At 68.3% G+C, this 18,106-nt stretch carries 20 protein-coding genes; 9 read left to right on the top strand and 11 right to left on the bottom strand.

The genetic code is table 11. The annotated features are described in order from the left end of the window. Nucleotides 1–17: 17 nt before the first annotated feature. Nucleotides 18–1,046 carry a SphA family protein gene (locus VF536_RS19155; protein WP_331616461.1) on the bottom strand — a complete coding sequence of 343 codons (1,029 nt, stop codon included), beginning with the start codon at nucleotides 1,044–1,046 and terminating at the stop codon, nucleotides 18–20. A 298-nt stretch (nucleotides 1,047–1,344) separates the two neighbouring features. Here VF536_RS19155 and VF536_RS19160 point away from each other — a divergent pair, with 298 nt between their 5' ends. Next, complete coding sequence (locus tag VF536_RS19160) at nucleotides 1,345–1,950, top strand: chalcone isomerase family protein (RefSeq protein WP_331616463.1); 606 nt, start codon at nucleotides 1,345–1,347, stop codon at nucleotides 1,948–1,950. Between the two features lie 48 nt (nucleotides 1,951–1,998). Here VF536_RS19160 and VF536_RS19165 read toward each other — a convergent pair whose 3' ends face one another. Both VF536_RS19165 and VF536_RS19170 read right to left on the bottom strand, forming a co-directional pair. Next, nucleotides 1,999–2,625, bottom strand: coding sequence for a class I SAM-dependent methyltransferase (locus tag VF536_RS19165; protein WP_331616464.1), 627 nt, complete (start codon nucleotides 2,623–2,625; stop codon nucleotides 1,999–2,001). After that, nucleotides 2,625–2,867 (bottom strand): glutaredoxin, encoded by a 243-nt coding sequence (locus tag VF536_RS19170; protein WP_331616465.1) that lies wholly within the window; start codon nucleotides 2,865–2,867, stop codon nucleotides 2,625–2,627. Before VF536_RS19170 ends, VF536_RS19165 begins: the two co-directional genes overlap by 1 nt. A gap of 101 nt (nucleotides 2,868–2,968) precedes the next feature. On the opposite strand from VF536_RS19170, the gene VF536_RS19175 reads away from it, so the two are divergent. Then, on the top strand, nucleotides 2,969–4,189 hold the full coding sequence (locus VF536_RS19175; RefSeq protein ID WP_331616466.1) for a helix-turn-helix domain-containing protein: 1,221 nt from the start codon (nucleotides 2,969–2,971) through the stop codon (nucleotides 4,187–4,189). Nucleotides 4,190–4,280: 91 nt separating this feature from the next. Next, nucleotides 4,281–4,943, top strand: coding sequence for a DUF5074 domain-containing protein (locus VF536_RS19180; RefSeq protein WP_331616501.1), 663 nt, complete (start codon nucleotides 4,281–4,283; stop codon nucleotides 4,941–4,943). A 3-nt stretch (nucleotides 4,944–4,946) separates the two neighbouring features. On the opposite strand, the gene VF536_RS19185 is transcribed toward VF536_RS19180, so the two are convergent. The 4 genes from VF536_RS19185 to katG form a co-directional block, all read right to left on the bottom strand. Beyond that, on the bottom strand, nucleotides 4,947–5,588 hold the full coding sequence (locus VF536_RS19185) for a CAP domain-containing protein (protein ID WP_331616467.1): 642 nt from the start codon (nucleotides 5,586–5,588) through the stop codon (nucleotides 4,947–4,949). Between the two features lie 55 nt (nucleotides 5,589–5,643). Next, on the bottom strand, nucleotides 5,644–6,111 hold the full coding sequence (locus VF536_RS19190; protein ID WP_331616469.1) for a hypothetical protein: 468 nt from the start codon (nucleotides 6,109–6,111) through the stop codon (nucleotides 5,644–5,646). Then, a complete protein-coding gene (locus VF536_RS19195; RefSeq protein ID WP_331616470.1) occupies nucleotides 6,074–6,679 on the bottom strand; it encodes a nucleotidyltransferase domain-containing protein in 606 nt (201 codons plus the stop codon). Before VF536_RS19195 ends, VF536_RS19190 begins: the two co-directional genes overlap by 38 nt. A gap of 155 nt (nucleotides 6,680–6,834) precedes the next feature. Continuing rightward, entirely contained in the window at nucleotides 6,835–9,036 is a 2,202-nt protein-coding gene (gene katG, locus VF536_RS19200; protein ID WP_331616471.1) for a catalase/peroxidase HPI, read from the bottom strand. A gap of 446 nt (nucleotides 9,037–9,482) precedes the next feature. On the opposite strand from katG, the gene VF536_RS19205 reads away from it, so the two are divergent. The 3 genes from VF536_RS19205 (at nucleotide 9,483) to VF536_RS19215 (ending at nucleotide 12,143) form a co-directional block, all read left to right on the top strand. Next, complete coding sequence (locus VF536_RS19205; protein ID WP_331616472.1) at nucleotides 9,483–10,154, top strand: hypothetical protein; 672 nt, start codon at nucleotides 9,483–9,485, stop codon at nucleotides 10,152–10,154. Between the two features lie 194 nt (nucleotides 10,155–10,348). After that, on the top strand, nucleotides 10,349–11,008 hold the full coding sequence (locus VF536_RS19210; protein WP_088404866.1) for a peroxiredoxin: 660 nt from the start codon (nucleotides 10,349–10,351) through the stop codon (nucleotides 11,006–11,008). 400 nt (nucleotides 11,009–11,408) lie between these two features. Further along, nucleotides 11,409–12,143, top strand: coding sequence for a hypothetical protein (locus VF536_RS19215; protein ID WP_331616474.1), 735 nt, complete (start codon nucleotides 11,409–11,411; stop codon nucleotides 12,141–12,143). Here VF536_RS19215 and VF536_RS19220 read toward each other — a convergent pair. After that, a complete protein-coding gene (locus VF536_RS19220; RefSeq protein ID WP_331616475.1) occupies nucleotides 12,055–12,954 on the bottom strand; it encodes an SDR family oxidoreductase in 900 nt (299 codons plus the stop codon). The two genes, VF536_RS19215 and VF536_RS19220, sit on opposite strands and share 89 nt — an antisense overlap. A gap of 168 nt (nucleotides 12,955–13,122) precedes the next feature. On the opposite strand from VF536_RS19220, the gene VF536_RS19225 reads away from it, so the two are divergent. Continuing rightward, on the top strand, nucleotides 13,123–13,962 hold the full coding sequence (locus tag VF536_RS19225) for a helix-turn-helix transcriptional regulator (RefSeq protein WP_331616476.1): 840 nt from the start codon (nucleotides 13,123–13,125) through the stop codon (nucleotides 13,960–13,962). 37 nt (nucleotides 13,963–13,999) lie between these two features. Here VF536_RS19225 and VF536_RS19230 read toward each other — a convergent pair whose 3' ends face one another. Next, the gene (locus tag VF536_RS19230; protein ID WP_331616477.1) at nucleotides 14,000–14,902 is read right to left on the bottom strand and encodes a LysR family transcriptional regulator; all 903 of its coding nucleotides are present in this window, start codon (nucleotides 14,900–14,902) and stop codon (nucleotides 14,000–14,002) included. A gap of 135 nt (nucleotides 14,903–15,037) precedes the next feature. On the opposite strand from VF536_RS19230, the gene VF536_RS19235 reads away from it, so the two are divergent. Both VF536_RS19235 and VF536_RS19240 read left to right on the top strand, forming a co-directional pair. Further along, nucleotides 15,038–15,763 (top strand): SDR family oxidoreductase, encoded by a 726-nt coding sequence (locus VF536_RS19235; protein WP_331616478.1) that lies wholly within the window; start codon nucleotides 15,038–15,040, stop codon nucleotides 15,761–15,763. A gap of 39 nt (nucleotides 15,764–15,802) precedes the next feature. Then, entirely contained in the window at nucleotides 15,803–16,039 is a 237-nt protein-coding gene (locus tag VF536_RS19240) for a tautomerase family protein (RefSeq protein ID WP_067278132.1), read from the top strand. Between the two features lie 131 nt (nucleotides 16,040–16,170). Here the strand turns inward: VF536_RS19240 and VF536_RS19245 are convergent, their stop codons facing one another. Both VF536_RS19245 and VF536_RS19250 read right to left on the bottom strand, forming a co-directional pair. Further along, on the bottom strand, nucleotides 16,171–16,797 hold the full coding sequence (locus tag VF536_RS19245; protein ID WP_331616502.1) for a YitT family protein: 627 nt from the start codon (nucleotides 16,795–16,797) through the stop codon (nucleotides 16,171–16,173). A 162-nt stretch (nucleotides 16,798–16,959) separates the two neighbouring features. After that, complete coding sequence (locus VF536_RS19250) at nucleotides 16,960–17,988, bottom strand: amidohydrolase family protein (protein WP_331616479.1); 1,029 nt, start codon at nucleotides 17,986–17,988, stop codon at nucleotides 16,960–16,962. Nucleotides 17,989–18,106 lie beyond the last annotated feature (118 nt).

Raw genomic sequence — 18,106 nt, forward strand, 5'->3', positions numbered from 1 at the left:
CGTCCGTCTGCCGACGATCAGTTCAGACGGTAGTTCAGACGCAACCAGGTGATGGTGCCCTCGGGGCGGTTGCGCACCGAGAACTCCTTCATCACCTTGAAGTCGACGCCCCACTCGCCGCTCTCCGCCAGGTAGGCGACCAGCGGACCGGCCGACAGCGCCTGGACCTTGTTGGCGCCGGCATCGCCGCCGCGATCGGCGGTGAACTGCTTGAGCACGTAGCCCTGCACGCCGACCTTCCACTGGTCGTTGACGTTGTAGGTACCAGACCAGTCCGCATGCAGGTACTGGCCGGAGCGCACGCCGGTGTCGTCGTTGCGCGTGTTGATCGAGTACGTGGCGCGCAGGCCGACGGCGAAGCCGTTTTCCCACACACGCGACGCGACCAGCAGCGGCTTGAAGGTCCAGTACTTGCCGGCGCCGGGATTGACCGCGCGGTTCGAGTCGTACGAGCCCATCGGCGGGTTGAACGCGACGCCGAGCGCGACGCGCGATTCGTCCTGCTGCCAGTCGATGTAGGCGGCGATCTCCGGATCGGCCAGGCCGCTGCGCGTGCCCGACAGCGCGCCGCCGGCGGCGGACAGCTGCTGGTTGATCTGCGCCACGGCGTTGGCCGGCAGGCCCGCCGGCAGCACCGTGGTCAGCGTGAAGTCGTTGGTCTGCTTGACCAGCGGGAACGCGGCGGAGAAGCCCAGGCGGCCGTCCATCACGATCTTCTCGGTCACCCAGGTCAGACGAGGCACGAAGACGTCGGCCTTGATCGAGCCGTTCACCGTCAGCGGCAGCGTGCCGACGCCGGGGATGGTCAACGAGCGCGTCGGCGTGTTGCCGTCGACGTCGCGCAGCTTGTCGGCCTCGTAGTGCTGGTACCAGGTCTGCAGGTAGACGCCGGGGAACTGCGGGGTCGAAATCTCATAGGACGGCGCGCCGAGCAGCGCGCGGACCTGGCTGTTCTCGGTGGCGTGCGCGGTGCCGGCGAGGGTGACGAGCGAAGCGATGGCGGCGGCGAGCGCGGACGGGCGCACGCGGAGAAGGTCGATGGACACGGGGATCCCTCCGGGGAGTTCTGGATTTTCGAATCGGGGCGCATCGTGCCAGCGGAACAGGCCGGGGCTTGTGCCATTCGTCACATCGGACCTCGGATTAGAGGCACGGCCCCAGATTCCGGGGCTGACGCGCCACATACCGCCGCGCTTTAATCCGGTCCGCACCGCGCCCCGCGATCGCCGTCACCATCGGCTCGAACTCGCGACGCCACGAGCCACGCCACTTCTTCGCCACCGCGTCCGGTCGGCTCGCGGCTCAACCCCACAACACGACGCGTCACTGCGAGGAGACTTCCCCATGCAACGTTCCACCTTCACCCGCTCCGTCCGGAATGCCCTGTTCATCGGCCTCGCCGCGATGTCCTCGTTCGCCTTCGCGGCGGAGGTGGAAGTCGAGGGCTTCAAGTTCCAGGACACGGCGCTGCTGCACAACCAGACGCTGCAGCTGAACGGCGCGGCGACCTCGAGCATCCTGTCGACGCGCTCCACCGCGGTGGCCTTCTACCTGCCGAGGAAGCAGACGACGATGGAAGCCGCGGTCGCAGAGAAGGGCGCGAAGCGCATCACCTTCTACATGATGCGCGACGTGTCCTCGCGCGACCTGGCCAACGCGATGCTGGACCGCATCCGCCAGAACGCGGCCGAGGAGTTCTCGAAGAACATCATCCAGACCTCGCAGCTGGGCGTCGTCTTCGGCAATCGCGCGAAGCTGCTCAAGGGCGACCTGGTCACGATCGACTACGACCCCGCGAAGCAGACGACGGAGTTCAACGTCAACGGCCAGAAGGTCGGCGACACCATCCAGGGCGAGAGCTTCTTCCCGATGATGATGAAGGTCTGGATCGGCCCCAAGGTCCGCGGCAGCACCCGCGACGGCCTGCTGGGGATCGCGCCGGCGAAGTGATCGCCGCGCGCCGGGAAGGCGCGCGTGCCGGCCGGCCGATCGGACCGCTCAGCGTTCGATCGACGCGGCGTACAGCATCAGGCCGCGCTTGAGCAGCAGCGGCTCCACGCGCGCGAAGCCGGCCTCGGCCAAGGCGACGCGCTGCTCCTCGATGCTCATGTAGAGCTGTTCATTCTTCATGCCGCCGTCGCCGGCGAAATGGTCGCAGACGAGATAACGGCCGCCCGGCTTGAGCAGCCCGCGCACCTGCTCATGCAGCGCGCGCGTGTGGCGCTTGTGGCGCAACTCGTGGACCGCCTGATTCGTCACGACGTGATCGAACGGGCCGAGGCCGTCGACCCAGTCCGGCTCGCGGAAGCTGCGCTCGACGAAACGCACGCGATGCGCCGCATCGCCGATGCGTTCGGCGGCCAGCTGATGCATGGCGGACGAGAAATCGAGCGCCACGTAGTCGATGCCGGGAAGCGCCCTCAGGAGGTACTCCGCCAGGAAGCCTGGACCGGAACCCAGCTCCAGCACGTGATGCGCGTTGCCGGCGTCGAGCGCGTCGGCGAAGGCCGCGAAGAACTCGGTCCGCCAGGGCCGTTTGACCATCGCCTCGTCCGCCCATTGGCGGGCGTCGGACATCTCGCGAAGGTCGATCGGGCTGGGAACGTCGAGCAGGGCCTGGGACATCAGCGGCCCAGCTGCTTCAACGCGGCCTGCAGGCCCGTCACACCACCGACGCGCTGGTCGTTGATGAACACCTGCGGCATCTGGCGCACGGCCGGGCCGCACTTCTCGTAGAAGGCCAGACGCTCGGCCTCGTCGTCGATCAGGATCTCCTGATAGTCCATCCCGCGGGACTTGAGCAGACTCTTCGCCGTGTCGCATTGCGGGCAGGCGGACTTCGAATAGACGACGATCTTCAGTTCCATGGGCGGGAGTGTATTCGGGGCCCCCCGCACCTGCCGACGAGGGGTCTCCCTGACCCTGGGGGATCGGGGGGCAGCCGTCGCCGGCGCTTAAGCTCCTCCCCATGGACGCCCTGATCACCGCCGCCGCCCGTTTCCTCGCCGCCGGGGATGCGCTGAGCGCGTTGCAGCGGGTCGCCCTGCGCGACGATCCTCCCGCGCTCGCGCTGCGCGGCATCGCGATGGCGCAGCTCGGCGAGCACTCGCGCGCCCGCGAGCTGCTGCGTCAGGCCGCCAAGGCGTTCGGACCGAAGGAGGCCGTCGCCCGCGCACGCTGCGTCGTGGCCGAAGCAGAGGTCGCGCTGGCGATGCGCGACCTTGGAGAACCGACGCGTCCGCTGCTGCAGGCCGCCACCACGCTGGACGCCCACGACGATCGCGCCAACGCGCTGCAGGCTCGGCTGGTCGCCGCGCGGCGTCTGATCCTGCTGGGTCGTCTGGAACAGGCGGGCGATGCGCTCCCCGCCGAGGACGTCGGCAGCGCGCCGCCCTTGCTCGTCGCGATGGCGGCGCTGGCCTCGGCGGAACTCGCGATGAGGGCCTTGCGCATCCGGGATGCCCGGGTCGCCGTCGAACAGGCGCTCGTCGCCGCGCAACGTGCCGGCGTGGCAGCCCTGATCGCGGAGGCGAACGATCTGCGCGCCTCGCTCGATCATCCGGCCGCGCGCCGCATCGACGGCGGTCAGGCGAGGAGTTTGCGGCTGGAGGAGGTCGAGGCCTTGCTGGCCTCGCCGATGCTCGTCGTGGACGCCTGCCGACGCACCATTCGGGGCGCCGGGCTCCACGTCGATCTCTCGCGTCGACCCGTGCTGTTCGCACTGGCACGCGTGCTCGCCGAATCCTGGCCCGCCGATGCGGATCGCGCGACGCTCATCCTCCGCGCGTTCCGGACCCGTCATCCCGACGAGACGCATCGCGCGCGGCTGCGCGTCGAGCTGGGCCGCCTGCGCGCGCTGATCGATCCCGTCGCCCGCATCGAAGCGACGCGCGAGGGCTTCGCACTGCGCGTGGCGGGCGAGCGCGCGGTCTGCCTGCTGGTGCCGCCTCTGGAAGGCGAGACCGCGTCACTGCAGGCCCTGCTGGCCGACGGCGCGGCGTGGTCGACGTCGGCGCTCGCGATGGCGCTCGGCGCCAGCCAGCGGACGGTGCAGCGCGCGCTCGCGGAATTCGAAGCGGCAGGACGGGTGCGCGCCATCGGTCAGGCGCGTGCGAAGCGCTGGCTCGCGCCGCCGATGACGGGAATCGCGACGATCTTGTTACTCCCCGCTCCGCCGACGGCTGGATAGATTGAGGTCCATGCGGCGACGGTTCGCCGCAAAGGAGAACACGATGACTGCTCCCAGTTCCGACGCCTGCGATCCTCACGCCGAGGCGCGCATGGCCTCCAACGCGCACCTGCCCGCGGCCCGCATGGCCGAGGTCGTGCGCGAATACGGTCCCTACCCGGGCGCGCCCGCCGTCCACGGCGTGAGCCACGACGGCGACCGCGTCTGGGCCGCCACGGCGGCGGGCCTGCTGGCGATCGATCCGTCCAGCGGCGAGGTCCAGCGCACGCTGCCGTGCGCAGCAGACGCTGGCACGGCCTTCGACGGCCGTCACCTCTACCAGATCGGCGATTCGCAGATCCAGAAGATCGATCCGCAGAGCGGTCGCGTCGTCGGGACCATTCCGGCGCCATCGGGCCAGGGCAGCGATTCCGGACTCACCTGGGCGGAGGGCAGCCTGTGGGTCGGCCAGTACCGCGACCGCAAGATCGTGCAGATCGATCCGGAGACCGGCGCGGTACGCCGCACGATCGAGTCCAACCGCTTCGTCACCGGCGTCACGTGGGTGGACGGCGAGCTCTGGCATGGCACCTGGGAAGGCGATGAGAGCGAATTGCGCCGCGTGGATCCGGCGGACGGCGCCGTGCTCGAGCGCCTCGCGATGCCGGCGAACGTCGGCGTCAGCGGCCTGGAGTCGGACGGTGCCGGGCTGTTCTATTGCGGCGGGGGCGGCAGCGGCAAGGTGCGGGCCGTTCGGCGGCCCGGGCGCGCCTGAGCCTCAGCGCGCCTTGCCCAGATCCATCACCCAGTACTTGCTGTACGTGTTGGAAGAGGATGCCGCTGGTCGGCAGGCGACGCCGACGTCGACGAAGTTGGCCGACATCAGGTTGGCGCAGTGGCCCGCGCTGTTGCGCCAGGAGGTCATGACCGACTCGACGGTCCCCTGCCCGGCGGCGATGTTCTCGCCGACCGCGGACCAGGTGTAACCCGCGTTGGTGATGCGGGTGGAGAAGCTGCGGCCGTCCTGGCTGTCATGGCTGAAGTAGTTCTTCGTCGCCATGTCCAGCGCGTGCCCGTCGGCCGCGGCTGTCAGCTTGTCGTTCCAGACCACCGGCGCGACGGCGGGGAAGTTCCCCGACGTGCCGCAACTCGCGCCCGAGGCGCGCAGCGCGTTGATGCGGGTGAGCAGGTCCTGCTTGAAGTTGGGCAGGTCGCAAGTCCCGGCGACGAGGGGCGGATCCGTCGGTCCGGGATTGGTCGGGTTCGTCGGATTGGTGGGCGTCGTGACCGGGTCGGCGCCAGCCGTCGGGGCGTCGCCGCCACCGCCGCCGCACGCACCCAGACCCAACGCCAGCAGGGCGGCAGCGATCATCGAGGTGGGGAACTGCCGGTGGGCCGGCTTGTTGGAGGGGACGTCCATCCTCCCATCTTAGGAAACGATTGGAAAGATTTCTGGAACGAAACGTAGCAGAGGGTCAGGGGGCGAGGCCCCGCCGCAACAGCTCCCGATGCTCCGACTCATACCAGCGCGCGACGTCAGAGAGAAAGGCGATGACCCATTCCAGCGCTTCTTCCAGCTCGCTGTCCTCGACAGTAAAGCCCGCCCGGTACTTCCGATTGCGCCAGTCGCGCAGGATGTCCAGTTCGTCGAACCGCACGTCGCCAAGCGCCAAGGCGTGGCAGGCACCTTCCAGCACGACGACGTGATGCCCGCGGTCGCTGGTCACTCGCCAGCCTTCCGCACAGGCAACGGACATGCACGCAAGCAGGACCGCATCCCAAGAGACATCCATCCGCGTGCCGTTGGAGATCAGCGGCTGCCGCGCATCCTGCAACTTGATCTGCGACTGGGCAAGCCACTGAACGGCATCCCGCGCGTTCACGGCGAGGGGACGGAGCGGCGCGTCAGGCTGGGCCGCCAACTCCCGAAAGGACTTCAACATCGAACTCTCCGATCAAGGGAATCCGTGGCCCTCGCGCGATGTCCTGCGCGAAGCTCTCCCTGCCGCGGAGTTGTTCCTGAAAAGAGTCCATCGTAGAAACGGTGGCATGCACGCTCCGCCCCAAAAGCCGGCTCGCGGGCTTCAAAGCAACGTTCAATTTGAGTTCGGACAAAGTTCCGAGAACCATGACGTCGATGTCGCTCTCGGCGCTTGCGTCTCCTCGTGCCACGGACCCGAAGACGAAGGCCACCTCGATGCCCTTGAGAGGCTCCAGCGACTCGCGCAAAGTGCGGACCAGCAGGCTGTCCTGCTGCATGAGAAGCACCAACGGCGCCAACGTCGGATCTCCGCTCGCTTGATAGCGTGGCAACCCATCCCGCTCACGGCGCGTCACCAGCCCCGCGCTCGCCCAGCGCCTCAACCATCGGGACACGCTGCCTGCGTCGGTGCCTGCTTCGGCCGCCAACTCACGCTGGCCAAAACCACGGCCAGGCTCCGCGAACAAGGTGCGAAGCACCCTGAATCGCCCGACGCTGCCGAAGATCTCTGTCAGTTGGGTGTCGTTCATCGGTGCTGCCAGTGTAGACAATTTGCCTACATTGTAGGCAATTCGCCTACGCCGTAGCCAATTTGCCTACACCATAGCCAGATTGCCTACAGCGCCCAACGGAATGAAAAGGGGCCGCCGACCCTCCCGGGCGGCGGCCCCGTCCGATCAGTAGGTCAGATCAGGTCGTAGCGGTCCAGGTTCATCACCCGGGTCCAGGCCTTGACGAAGTCATTGACCAGCACCTTCTCGCCGTCCTTGGACGCATACACCTCGGCCAGCGCCCGCAGCTGCGAGTTCGATCCGAACACCAGGTCCGCCGTCGTGGCGGTCCACTTCGCGGCGCCGGACGTGCGATCCCGGCCCTCGAGCACGCCGTCGTCGCTCGTCGACTTCTGCCACTTGGTCCGCATGTCCAGCAGGTTGACGAAGAAGTCGTTGCTCAGCGTCCCGGGCCGCGTCGTGAGCACGCCATGCCTGGTATGGCCGACATTGGTGTCGAGCACCCGCAGACCGCCGACCAGCGCCGTCAATTCCGGGGCGCTGAGCGACAGCAGCTGGGCCTTGTCGATGAGCAGCTCGGCCGTGTGCTTGACCAGGTCCTTGCGGATGTAGTTCCGGAAGCCGTCGGCCGCGGGCTCCAGATAACCCATCGATTCGACGTCCGTCTGGTCCTGCGACGCGTCGGTGCGCCCCGCCGTGAACGGCACGACGACGTCATGGCCGCCCTGCTTGGCCGCCGCCTCGATGCCGGCGGAGCCGCCCAGCACGATCAGGTCGGCCAGCGAGATCTTCTTGCCGCCGGCCGCCGCGCCGTTGAACTCCTTGCGCACCGCTTCCAGCTTGCTCAGGACCTTCTCCAGATCGCTGGGCTGGTTCACCGGCCATTCCTTCTGCGGCGCGAGACGGATCCGCGCGCCGTTGGCGCCGCCCCGCTTGTCGCCGCTGCGGAAGGTCGAGGCCGAGGCCCAGGCCGTGGTCACCAGCTGCGACACGCTCAGACCGCTCGCCAGCAGCTTGGCCTTCAGCGCGGTGACGTCCTTGTCGTCGACCAGCGGATGATCGACCTTCGGTACCGGGTCTTGCCAGATCAGCTCTTCCTTGGGCACCAGCTTGCCGAGGTAGCGCGACTGCGGCCCCATGTCACGGTGCGTCAGCTTGTACCAGGCGCGCGCGAACGCATCGGCCAGCTCGGCCGGGTTGTCCTTGTAGCGGCGGGAGATCTTCTCGTAGGCCGGGTCGACGCGCAGCGCGAGGTCGGCCGTCGTCATCATCGGCGCGTGGCTGCGGCTCTTGTCGTGCGCGTCGGGCACCGTGCCCGCGCCTGCGCCGCCCTTGGGCGTCCACTGGTGCGCGCCGGCGGGGCTCTTGGTCAGCTCCCACTCGTAGCCGAACAAGGTCTCGAAGAAGCTGTTGTCCCACTTCGTCGGCGTCGGCGTCCAGGCGCCCTCGATGCCGCTGGTGATCGTGTAGACACCCATGCCTTCGCCGAACGCGTTCTTCCATCCGAGGCCCTGGTCCTCGATGTCCCCGCCTTCGGGCATCGCGCCGACGTGGTGGGCCTCGCCCGCGCCGTGCGCCTTGCCGAAGGTGTGGCCGCCGGCGACCAGCGCGACGGTCTCCTCGTCGTTCATCGCCATGCGCTTGAAGGTCTCGCGGATGTCGCGCGCCGACTTGGCCGGATCGGGGTTGCCGTTCGGGCCTTCCGGGTTGACGTAGATCAGGCCCATCTGCACGGCGGCCAGCGGGTTCGCGAGGTCGCGATCACCGGCGTAGCGCTCGTCGCCGAGCCAGGTGGTCTCCGGTCCCCAGAAGACGTCGGTCTCGGGTTCCCAGACGTCGGCGCGGCCGCCCGCGAAGCCGAAGGTCTTGAAGCCCATCGATTCCAGCGCGACGTTGCCCGCCAGGATCATCAGGTCGGCCCAGGACAGCTTGCGACCGTACTTCTGCTTGACCGGCCAGAGCAGCCGGCGCGCCTTGTCGAGGTTGCCGTTGTCGGGCCAGCTGTTGAGCGGCGCGAAGCGCTGGGCGCCGGTGCCGGCGCCGCCGCGGCCGTCCTGCACGCGGTAGGTGCCGGCCGAGTGCCAGGCCATGCGGATGAAGAACGGCCCGTAGTGGCCGTAGTCGGCGGGCCACCAGTCCTGGGAGTCGGTCATCAGCGCGGTGAGGTCCTTGACCACCGCGTCGAGGTCCAGGGTCTGGAACTCATGCGCGTACTTGAAGTCCTCGCTCATCGGATTCGTGCGGGACGAATGCAGGGAGAGGATGGAAAGATTGAGCTGCTCGGGCCACCAGTCCCGGTTGCCCTTGGTGCCGGCCACCGCGTGGTGGTGGGTTCCGCCCGAGAACGGGCACTTCGATTCCGATTCGCCTGACATGTCTTCCTCCTGAGTTGAGCCTTGGGGAACAGTCCGCTTGTCCGCCACAGCGTGCGAGCGCGGACGAGTCTAGAACCCGCTCAGTGGGAGCGGCAACAGTCCGGGTTTATCGGAGCGATAGTTTTCTCGACGCCATGGGCTGGTCGAGGTTGCCCCACCCGTCATCCCGATGCCACAATCCGCGCCTTTCATCCCCAGGAGCCCTTCGTGGACAGTGCCCCCAGTCCCATCGCGACGCGAGCCGGAACGGCCGCCGCACGACTGACGCGCTGACCCGGCTCCGGTGGCGCGCAGCGTCGCGTCGCCTTCCTCCTCCTGTCGCATCGATCGCCTTTCCGAGGCAACCGTCGCCATCACGCGACGACTCACCCGATCCGATCCATCGTGAACCGCGCCGTCATCACGCCCCAACGGGCATGCCTGACAGTGCGCGCAGGAGTCTTCCCATGCGCTTTTTCCTGCTGGTCCTGGCGACCGGCCTGCTGCCGCCCGTCCACTGCTTCGCCGCCGGCGGGCATCACGCCGTCGACGACGCCGCGATCGACGACCCCGGCCAATGCAACCTCGAACTCTGGGCCGAGCGGTCCAACCTCGATCGCCGCCAGCTCCAGCACGCGGGCCTGGGCTGCAACCTGCTGGGCGTCGAAGCCGGCTTCAACGCCGACCGCGAGACCGCCCGGGCGAACCCGTCGCTCCACCTGCACGGCGTGCAGCTCAAATGGGCGACCGCCTTGCAGCCGCAACTGGCGGTCGGCCTGGTCGCCGCGCTGGGGTGGCAAGACCAGACCCCACGGTCGCAGCAGTCGCTGCTGGTGCCGCTGACCTGGACGCCGCGCGAGGACCTGGCGTTCCACCTGAACCTCGGACGTGCCCGGCTGAAGGGCGCCGACGACCGCACCCAGCGCGGTGTCGCCGTCGAGTGGCAGATGACGCCCGCCTGGCAGGCGCTGGCCGAGCATTTCCATGACGGCGAACGGCCGCTGTCGCGGCTCGGCCTGCGACGCACGCTGAGCGAGCAGCTGACGCTCGACCTCAGCTACGCGAGAACGTCCGCGACCGCGCGGACGCAGAAGGAAGGATGGTGGACCGTCGGTGCGAACTGGACCTTCGGCCAGTGAGCATCCAGTCTGCGCATGAGTAAAGTCGCGGGTCGAGTAAGGCCATTGGGCAGACTCCGTCCGTCGTCAATCTGGAGGACAAGAATGTCGCTCCGCCTCCTCGGGCGCCCCCGACGGCAGGATTGACGACGAGAATCGCCCGGCTTGCCAGTCCGCCTCTGCCGGCGACGGCACTTTCAACCTTGGAGCCCACCATGTCTCTGCGCATCAACGACATCGCCCCGAACTTCACCGCCAAGACGACGAAGGGGGAGATCGACTTCCACAACTGGATCGGCGACAGCTACGCCATCCTGTTCTCGCATCCGAAGGACTTCACCCCGGTGTGCACGACCGAGCTGGGCTACATGGCCAAGATCGAGCCCGAGTTCACCAAGCGCAACGCCAAGCTGATCGGCCTGTCGATCGACCCGGTCGAGAACCATTCGAAGTGGGCGGCGGACATCGAGGAGACGCAAGGCGCCGCGGTGAACTACCCGATGATCGGCGACACCGACCTGAACGTGGCCAAGCTGTACAACATGCTGCCGGCGGAAGAGCCGGGCACGTCGGACGGCCGCACCGCGGCGACGAACGCGACGGTGCGTTCGGTGTTCATCGTCGGTCCGGACAAGAAGATCAAGCTGACGCTGACCTACCCGATGACCACGGGTCGCAACTTCGACGAGATCCTGCGCGTGCTGGACTCCATCCAGCTGACCGCCAAGCACCGCGTCGCGACGCCGGTGAACTGGAAGCACGGCGACGACGTGATCATCGCGGGCTCGGTGTCCGACGACGAAGCCAAGACGATCTATCCGGAAGGCTGGAAGGCGCCGAAGCCGTATCTGCGCATCGTCAAGCAGCCGAAGTGAGGCCTGCGCCCTAGCGGGCCACGAGGCCGGTGCCCCTCCGATGGGGGGCTCTGGCCTTTTTCGTTTCCTGCGTCGATAACATCCGCGGCGTCAATGCGGCGAACGACCGCATCGCAGGGAGTCGAAGATGGATCATCCACGCCGCTGGATCGTGGCAAGCGGGCTGCTGCTGACCGTCGCGGCGATCGCCGTTGCGTTCTGGCAGGAGTCGCCGACGGACGGGCAGGTCGCGTCGGTCGCCGCGCCCGCTGCCGTTCAGTCGTCGCCATCCGCGCCGCGACATGCCGCGCTGCCCGAAGGCGCAGAGGCCGCTCGTCAAGGCGTACCGGCGCGTCGAGGCGCACCCGGCTCGGCCGATGACCCCCCCGCTCCTTCGCCCGGCATCGGCGCTTCCGCCGCGATGCGGGACTACGGCCAGATCGTCATCGCGGCGTTCAACGGCGGCACGCCCAAGCAGCTCAGCGAGGCGGTCAATCTCATGTCGGTCTGCCGCTTCAATCCGGACGTCCTGCAGATCATCGAGAGGATGAGGGACGACGGCCGCATGGCCGGAGAGGCAGGCACCGTCGCGATCGACGCGTTCAGCAAACGCGGCCGGAAGTGCCAATCGATTCCCCCGGATCTCGTGGCTCGCGAGAAGGAGCTCGCCGAGCGGGCGCTCCTCGCGGGCTCCCGACAGGTGGCCACGATCTACGGCGAACTCGTGGGCTTCGATCCGCCCGCATCGATGAGAGGCCCGTTGAGCGAAGCGCTGCGTGCCGACTTCCTCGACGGCGACGACATCGCACCGCTGATGCTCGCGCGACATCCCGATGTGTTCGGGCTCTCGCGCATCGAGACGCGCGCCTACGAGATCGCGTTCGAAACGCTGAACAGTCGTACGCGCTCGAGGCGCTCACTCCCTCCGGTCGAATTCGACATACCGTCCCCGCCACTCACCGACGACGAGCGCAAGCAGGCCGACCTGCTCGCGCAGACATGGCTGCGCAACGTCAAGAAGCCCGATGTCGATGGCGCGCGCCACCCAGGCACGCGCCAGACCGCCGTCAAGTCTTCACATGGAAGTAGCCCGCGTCCTCCAGATCCTCCGCCAGCGTCGGATGCCGCGGCGTCCAGCCGAGCGCTTCATGCGTGACGGTGCTGGTCGCCGCGAGGTTCAAGCCGGCGAACTTCGTGAACCAGCCGAAATGCGCCGGCGCCTCCTCCTGCGACAGGCTCACGACCGGCACGCCCAGGCGCTCGCCGATCGCCGTCGCGATGTCCTTGAATGGGATCCGCTCCTCCGCGATCGCATGCCAGCGCGCGCCGGCCTTCGGTGCTTCGATCGCCCGGCGGAACACCACCGCCGCATCGCGCCGATGCACCGCGCTCCACGCGTTCTGTCCGTCGCCGATGTAGGCCGACCGGCCGGTGCGTCGCACAAGGTCGATGAGGATGGGCACGAAGCCGTGATCCCCCGCGCCGTGCACCGTCGGCGAGAGCCGCACGGTGGCTGCGTTGATGCCGCGCGCCGCGAGCGCCAGCGCGGTCGGCTCGGACGCGCGCGGATAACCGTCGGACACCGGCAGGCACGGATCCCCTTCGTGCCCCAGCCGACCCGACACTGCCATCGCCAGCCCCGACGTCACCAGCAGCGGTCGCGCCGATCCGGTGAGCGCCTCGCCCAGCGCCTCGATGGCGACGCTGTCGCGGCGGCAGTTCTCGGCGAAGCGGGAGAAGTCGTGATCGAACGCCGTGTGGATGACCGCATCGGTCGCTGCCGCGCCCGAACGCAGGCTGTCCAGATCGTCGATCGTGCCGCGATGCACCTCGGCGCCCGCACGGACGAGCGCCTCCGCGGAAGCATCCGACCGCGCCAGACCGAGCACCTGATGGCCCGCGTCGATCAATTCATCGACCACCGCCGACCCGACGAAGCCCGTGGCTCCAGTGACGAAAACGCGCATGAGAGAAACCCTCGACAGTTGATGCCTCGCATGGTCGACGCAGAATCCATCCCGGTGTAGTAGTGACCATATCCAGGTATGGCGGCTAACAGGATGAACAACGTCTTTCCCCTTCCCTCCGCGCTGCCTCCGTCCGAGCGTCCTGCCTCCGAGCTTCCGACAGCGCCCGTGCAGGCGACCAGGGACAACGTGCTCGGCGCCTACCTGCGTGATCGCCGCGAGCGGCTCGATCCCGCTACCTTCGGCCTGCCGATGACGCGCCGGCGCACGCCCGGCCTGCGTCGCGAGGAGGTCGCGCAACGCGCCCATGTGAGCCCGACCTGGTACACGTGGCTGGAGCAGGGCCGCGGCGGTGCGCCGTCGGAGGTCGTGCTCGAGCGCATCGCCACCGCCCTGCTGCTGACCGACGTCGAGCGCGAACATCTCTTCCAGCTCGCCTTCGGTCGCGCGCCCGAGATCCGTGCGCCGGAAGCCGTCGGCATCACGCCGCGGCTGCAGCGCGTACTGGATGCGCTCACGCTGAGCCCGGCGATCGTGAAGACGACGATGTGGGACGTCGTCGGCTGGAACCGCGCGGCGACCGCCGTGCTCACCGACTACAGCGCGCTGCCACCGGAGCAGCGCAACATCGTGAAGCTGATCTTCTGCAACCCGCGCGTGAAAGCGGCGCAGGACGATTGGGACAGCGTCGCGCGTTTCGTCGTGGCCGCGTTCCGCGCGGACTCCGCGCGCGTCGCCGATACGGCCAGGGTCGAGGCGTTGGTGCGCGAGGTCAGCGCGCTCAGCCCCGAGTTCGCGAAGTACTGGCGCGAGCACGACGTGTCGGCCTTTGGCGAAGGCGTGAAGCGGCTGCGCCATCCCGTCGCCGGCTTGATCGCGTTCGAGTACTCGGCTTTCTCCGTCGATCAGCGGCCGGATCTTGGCATGGTGGTCTATCAGCCGGCGACGCGCGACGACGAGGAGCGCGTGCGCCGGCTGTTGAATCTCCAGGAGCTCGCCTCGAGCTGAGGTTCCGCGGCGCGCAGACGCTCACGACATCACGGCATCACGGCAGGAACAGCGCCTTCTCTTCCTCGAACACCTGCTGGAGGTGGTCCGCCACCGTGCGGATCGCCCGGTCCTTGCGGTCCTGGCCGCGGATCAGCAGCCACATCTCGCGCGGATCGCGCACCGGTTCCAGCGCACACGCGCGCAGTCCCGGGACCTGCCGTCCGATGTAATGCGGCAGCACCGCGAGCCCCGCGCCGGTCCTCGCCGCGATCGCCTGCGACATGTGGTTGTTGGCGCGGAACGCCACCCGGGCGCGCGGGAAGCGCTGCGCCAGCCACAGCGCATCGGGCATGTCGGCGCTCTCCTCGTCGAAGCCGACGAACACCGGGTCCGCGCCGGCCTCCGTGGCCTCGCAGACCGCCGGCGTGCCGTAGAAGCCGAAGCCCATCGTGCCCAGCGGCTTCACGATGAAGTCGCCATCCTTCGGTCGCGTGAGGCGCACCGCGATGTCCGCCTTGTGCCGGTCGAGGCTCACCGCCCGCAGGTCCGTCGCGAGGTCGAGATCCAGGCCCGGATGCAACACCGCCAGCCGCGCCATCCGGTCGATCAGGAACCCCTGCGACAGCGCGGGCGGCGCGTTCACCCGCACCAGCCCGCGCACCGCGCCCTCGTCGCCGCCCTCGCGCGCGAGCGCCTGCGCGGCGGACTCCATGTCGCTCGCCGCCGAGAGCGCGCGCCGTCCCGCCGCCGTCAGCACATAGCCGTCAGGCCGGCGATCGACGAGCTTCTCGCCGAGGCTGTCCTCCAGCGCCTGGATGCGCCGCGAGATAGTCGCGTGATTGACCGTCAGCGCCCGCGCCGCGGCCGACAGGCTGCCGTGCCGCCCGAGCGCGAGGAACACGCGCAGGTCCTCCCAGTCGACGCCCCCGCGGAACCCTGTGCGTTTTTGATCAGCCATTGAGACAGGATAGCGGCTACCGCCCGGAAGGGCCGGCTCCTAACCTTGCGTCCAACGCCGAACGATCTCCACCACCCGACGCGGCGTCCCGACCCACCCGGATCCTCCGAATCCCGCATGAACAGGAGCCTTTCCATGTCCACGACTTCCAACACCGCCGCCCGCAAGGTCGCCATCGTCACCGGCGCCTCGCAAGGCATCGGCGCCGCGCTCGTCGCCGCATATCGCGCACAGGGCTACGCCGTCGTCGCCAATTCGCGCCACATCCAGCAGGGCGACGACGCCGACGTGATCGCCGTCCCGGGCCACATCGGCGACCGCCTCGTCGCGCAGCGCGTCGTGCAGACGGCGCTCGACCGCTTCGGCTGCATCGACACGCTGATCAACAACGCCGGCATCTTCATCGCCAAGCCCTTCACCGAATACACGCCGCAGGACTTCCAGGACGCGTTCTCCGTCAACGTCGCGGGCTTCTTCCACGTCACGCAGCTGGCGCTGCCGCAGATGCTGCAGCAGAAGAGCGGCCACGTCGTCCAGATCACGACCACGCTGGTCGATCAACCGATCACCGGCGTGCCGGCCGCGCTGGCCAACCTGACCAAGGGCGGGCTGGACGCGGTGACGCGCTCGCTGGCGATCGAGTACGCCAAGACCGGCGTGCGCGTGAACGCGGTGCGTCCCGGCGTGATCAAGACGCCGATGCACGCGCCGGAGACGCACGAGTTCCTCGCCGCGCTGCACCCGATGGGCCGCATGGGCGAGATCAGCGAGATCGTCGAGGCCGTGCTGTACCTGGAGCGCGCCGGCTTCGTCACCGGCGAGCTGCTCAACGTCGACGGCGGCCAGCACGCCGGCCGCTGAGCAAGGTCTCTTCGCGTCTCAGCCAACGAAGGAGCCACCATGCCTTACGTCAACATCAAGGTGACCCGCGAGGGCACCGCCCCCGGCGCCAGCGCCACCACGCCCGAGCAGAAGGCGGCCCTGATCCAGGGCGTCAGCGACCTGCTGTTCGAGGTGATGGGCAAGCCGCATCACATGACCTTCGTCGTCATCGACGAGGTCGAGCTGGAGAACTGGGGCGTCGGCGGCCTGCCGACGACGGAATTCCGCCGCCGGCAGGCCGGGACGCCGGGCTAGGGAGGCCCTGGAGACCGGTTCAACCGCCATTGATCCTCACCCGCAGACTAGGCAGGCCCGTCGCAACAGCCCATCCCTAGGACCTCACGGCCCCCTAGGTTGGCGTCCCTCGTTCGACCAGCGGCCGGGGGTCACAGCACCGCGTAGCGGCCGGGCTTGTGGTTGACGGCGATGAAGAGATTCATCACCACCGCGGCGAGCACCGAGTACGCCACCCGCTCCGGATCCACGACGGTGAGCGCGAGCAGCACGATGGCGCAGTCCATGGCCATCTGCACCTTGCCGGCGCGCCAGCCCTTGGCCTTCTGCAGGTAGAGCGACACGATGGTCGCGCCGCCGAGGCTGGCGCGATGCCGCGCCAGGAACAGGCAGCCCGAGCCCAGCAGCGCGCCGCCGAGCACCGCGGCGTAGGCCGGGTGGATGCGGTCGATGGCGAAGAGCTTGGGCGAGAACTCGGTCAGCACCGACAGCAGCGCGATCGAGACGAAGGTCTTGATCGTGAACTCGCGGCCCATGCGGGTCCAGGCGAACCAGTAGAACGGCAGGTTGATGACGAAGAACAGCTTGCCCAGGCTGATGCCGGTCGCGTAGTGCAGCACGAACGCAGCGCCGGCGGTGCCGCCGGTCAGCAGCCCCACCTGCGCGAACAGGATCAGCGCCAGCGAGACGAACAGCGTCCCGGTGAAGATCGCCTGCGCGTCCTCGAAAGCCGTGTGGGAGCGGATCGCCAGGTCGGCGAGCGGCTCCGCGACGATCATGGAAGCGGGCGGTGTGGTGTCGTCAGGTGTGGCGCTCATCCCGGGCACGAAGCAGAAAGCGTGCCCAGGAGTGTCGCAGCACAGCGGCGCGGCGTCAGCGCGAATCCTTATGCGCAAGCCGATGAGCGGCGGCGACTTCGCGCCGCGGCACGCCGCGACCGCTCAGCGACCCTGCGCCTTCAGCCGCGCGTCCAGGCGTGAGAACACGCGTCGCGCGTTGCCTTCATAGACCAGGTGGCGTTCCTCGTCGTTGAGGTGCGGCGTGGCGGCGATGTAGCGCTTGGTGTCGTCGAAGTAGTGCCCGGTCTCGGGATCGATGCCGCGCACCGCGCCGATCATCTCGGAAGCGAACAGCACGTTCTTCACCGGGATCACCTTCGTCAGCAGGTCGATGCCCGGCTGGTGGTAGACGCAGGTGTCGAAGAAGATGTTGTTCAGCAGATGCTCGTCGAGCAGCGGCTTCTTGAGCTCCTGCGCGAGTCCGCGGAAACGGCCCCAGTGGTAGGGCACCGCGCCGCCGCCGTGCGGGATCAGGAACTTCAGCGTCGGGAAGTCCTTGAACAGGTCGCCGGTCAGGCACTGCATGAAAGCGGTCGTGTCCGCGTTCAGGTAGTGCGCGCCGGTGGTGTGGAAACACGCGTTGCAGCTGGTGCTGACGTGGACCATCGCGGGGATGTCGAGCTCGACCATCTTCTCGTAGAGCGGGTACCAGTGGCGGTCGGTCAGCGGCGGGCTCGTCCAATGGCCGCCGGACGGATCCGGGTTGAGGTTGATGCCGACGAAGCCGTAGTCCTTGACGCACTTCTCGAGTTCCGGGATGCAACTCGCCGGGTCGACGCCGGGGCTCTGCGGGAGCATCGCCGCGCCGACGAAGTGTTCGGGGAAGAGCTCGGCGACGCGCGCGCAGAGCTCGTTGCAGATGGCGGCCCAGGTGGCCGAGGTCTGGAAGTCGCCGATGTGATGCGCCATGAAGCTGGCGCGCGGGCTGAAGATGGTGAGGTCGGAGCCGCGCTCCTTCATCTTCTTGAGCTGGTTGGTCTCGATCGACTCGCGCAGCTCGTCGTCGGAGATCTTCAGATCGCTGGCCTTCGGGGCCTGCGTCGGATCCTTCAGACCTGCGATCTGCAGGTCGCGCCAGGCGCCGAGCGCGGCAGGAGCGGTGGTGTAGTGACCGTGGACGTCGATGATCATGGGGCTCTCTGGTTCGATGCGAACGACCGTGGCATGGCGCTGCCCTGCCGTGCCGACTCCGGCGGATTGTGGAGAGCCGAGGCTCGTCGTCCAAGTTATGGCTTGGACTAGCTGCTAT

Source organism: Roseateles sp., from assembly GCF_036486225.1.
Taxonomy (GTDB): Bacteria; Pseudomonadota; Gammaproteobacteria; order Burkholderiales; family Burkholderiaceae_C; genus Roseateles.

Coding starts and splice junctions, on each gene's coding strand:
- VF536_RS19160 (WP_331616463.1), top strand. CDS start 1,345: ATGCAACGTTCCACCTTCACCCGCTCCGTCCGGAATGCCCTGTTCATC.
- VF536_RS19165 (WP_331616464.1), bottom strand. CDS start 2,625: ATGTCCCAGGCCCTGCTCGACGTTCCCAGCCCGATCGACCTTCGCGAG.
- VF536_RS19170 (WP_331616465.1), bottom strand. CDS start 2,867: ATGGAACTGAAGATCGTCGTCTATTCGAAGTCCGCCTGCCCGCAATGC.
- VF536_RS19175 (WP_331616466.1), top strand. CDS start 2,969: ATGGACGCCCTGATCACCGCCGCCGCCCGTTTCCTCGCCGCCGGGGAT.
- VF536_RS19180 (WP_331616501.1), top strand. CDS start 4,281: ATGGCCTCCAACGCGCACCTGCCCGCGGCCCGCATGGCCGAGGTCGTG.
- VF536_RS19185 (WP_331616467.1), bottom strand. CDS start 5,588: ATGGACGTCCCCTCCAACAAGCCGGCCCACCGGCAGTTCCCCACCTCG.
- VF536_RS19190 (WP_331616469.1), bottom strand. CDS start 6,111: ATGTTGAAGTCCTTTCGGGAGTTGGCGGCCCAGCCTGACGCGCCGCTC.
- VF536_RS19195 (WP_331616470.1), bottom strand. CDS start 6,679: ATGAACGACACCCAACTGACAGAGATCTTCGGCAGCGTCGGGCGATTC.
- katG (WP_331616471.1), bottom strand. CDS start 9,036: ATGTCAGGCGAATCGGAATCGAAGTGCCCGTTCTCGGGCGGAACCCAC.
- VF536_RS19205 (WP_331616472.1), top strand. CDS start 9,483: ATGCGCTTTTTCCTGCTGGTCCTGGCGACCGGCCTGCTGCCGCCCGTC.
- VF536_RS19210 (WP_088404866.1), top strand. CDS start 10,349: ATGTCTCTGCGCATCAACGACATCGCCCCGAACTTCACCGCCAAGACG.
- VF536_RS19215 (WP_331616474.1), top strand. CDS start 11,409: ATGCGGGACTACGGCCAGATCGTCATCGCGGCGTTCAACGGCGGCACG.
- VF536_RS19220 (WP_331616475.1), bottom strand. CDS start 12,954: ATGCGCGTTTTCGTCACTGGAGCCACGGGCTTCGTCGGGTCGGCGGTG.
- VF536_RS19230 (WP_331616477.1), bottom strand. CDS start 14,902: ATGGCTGATCAAAAACGCACAGGGTTCCGCGGGGGCGTCGACTGGGAG.
- VF536_RS19235 (WP_331616478.1), top strand. CDS start 15,038: ATGTCCACGACTTCCAACACCGCCGCCCGCAAGGTCGCCATCGTCACC.
- VF536_RS19240 (WP_067278132.1), top strand. CDS start 15,803: ATGCCTTACGTCAACATCAAGGTGACCCGCGAGGGCACCGCCCCCGGC.
- VF536_RS19245 (WP_331616502.1), bottom strand. CDS start 16,797: ATGATCGTCGCGGAGCCGCTCGCCGACCTGGCGATCCGCTCCCACACG.
- VF536_RS19250 (WP_331616479.1), bottom strand. CDS start 17,988: ATGATCATCGACGTCCACGGTCACTACACCACCGCTCCTGCCGCGCTC.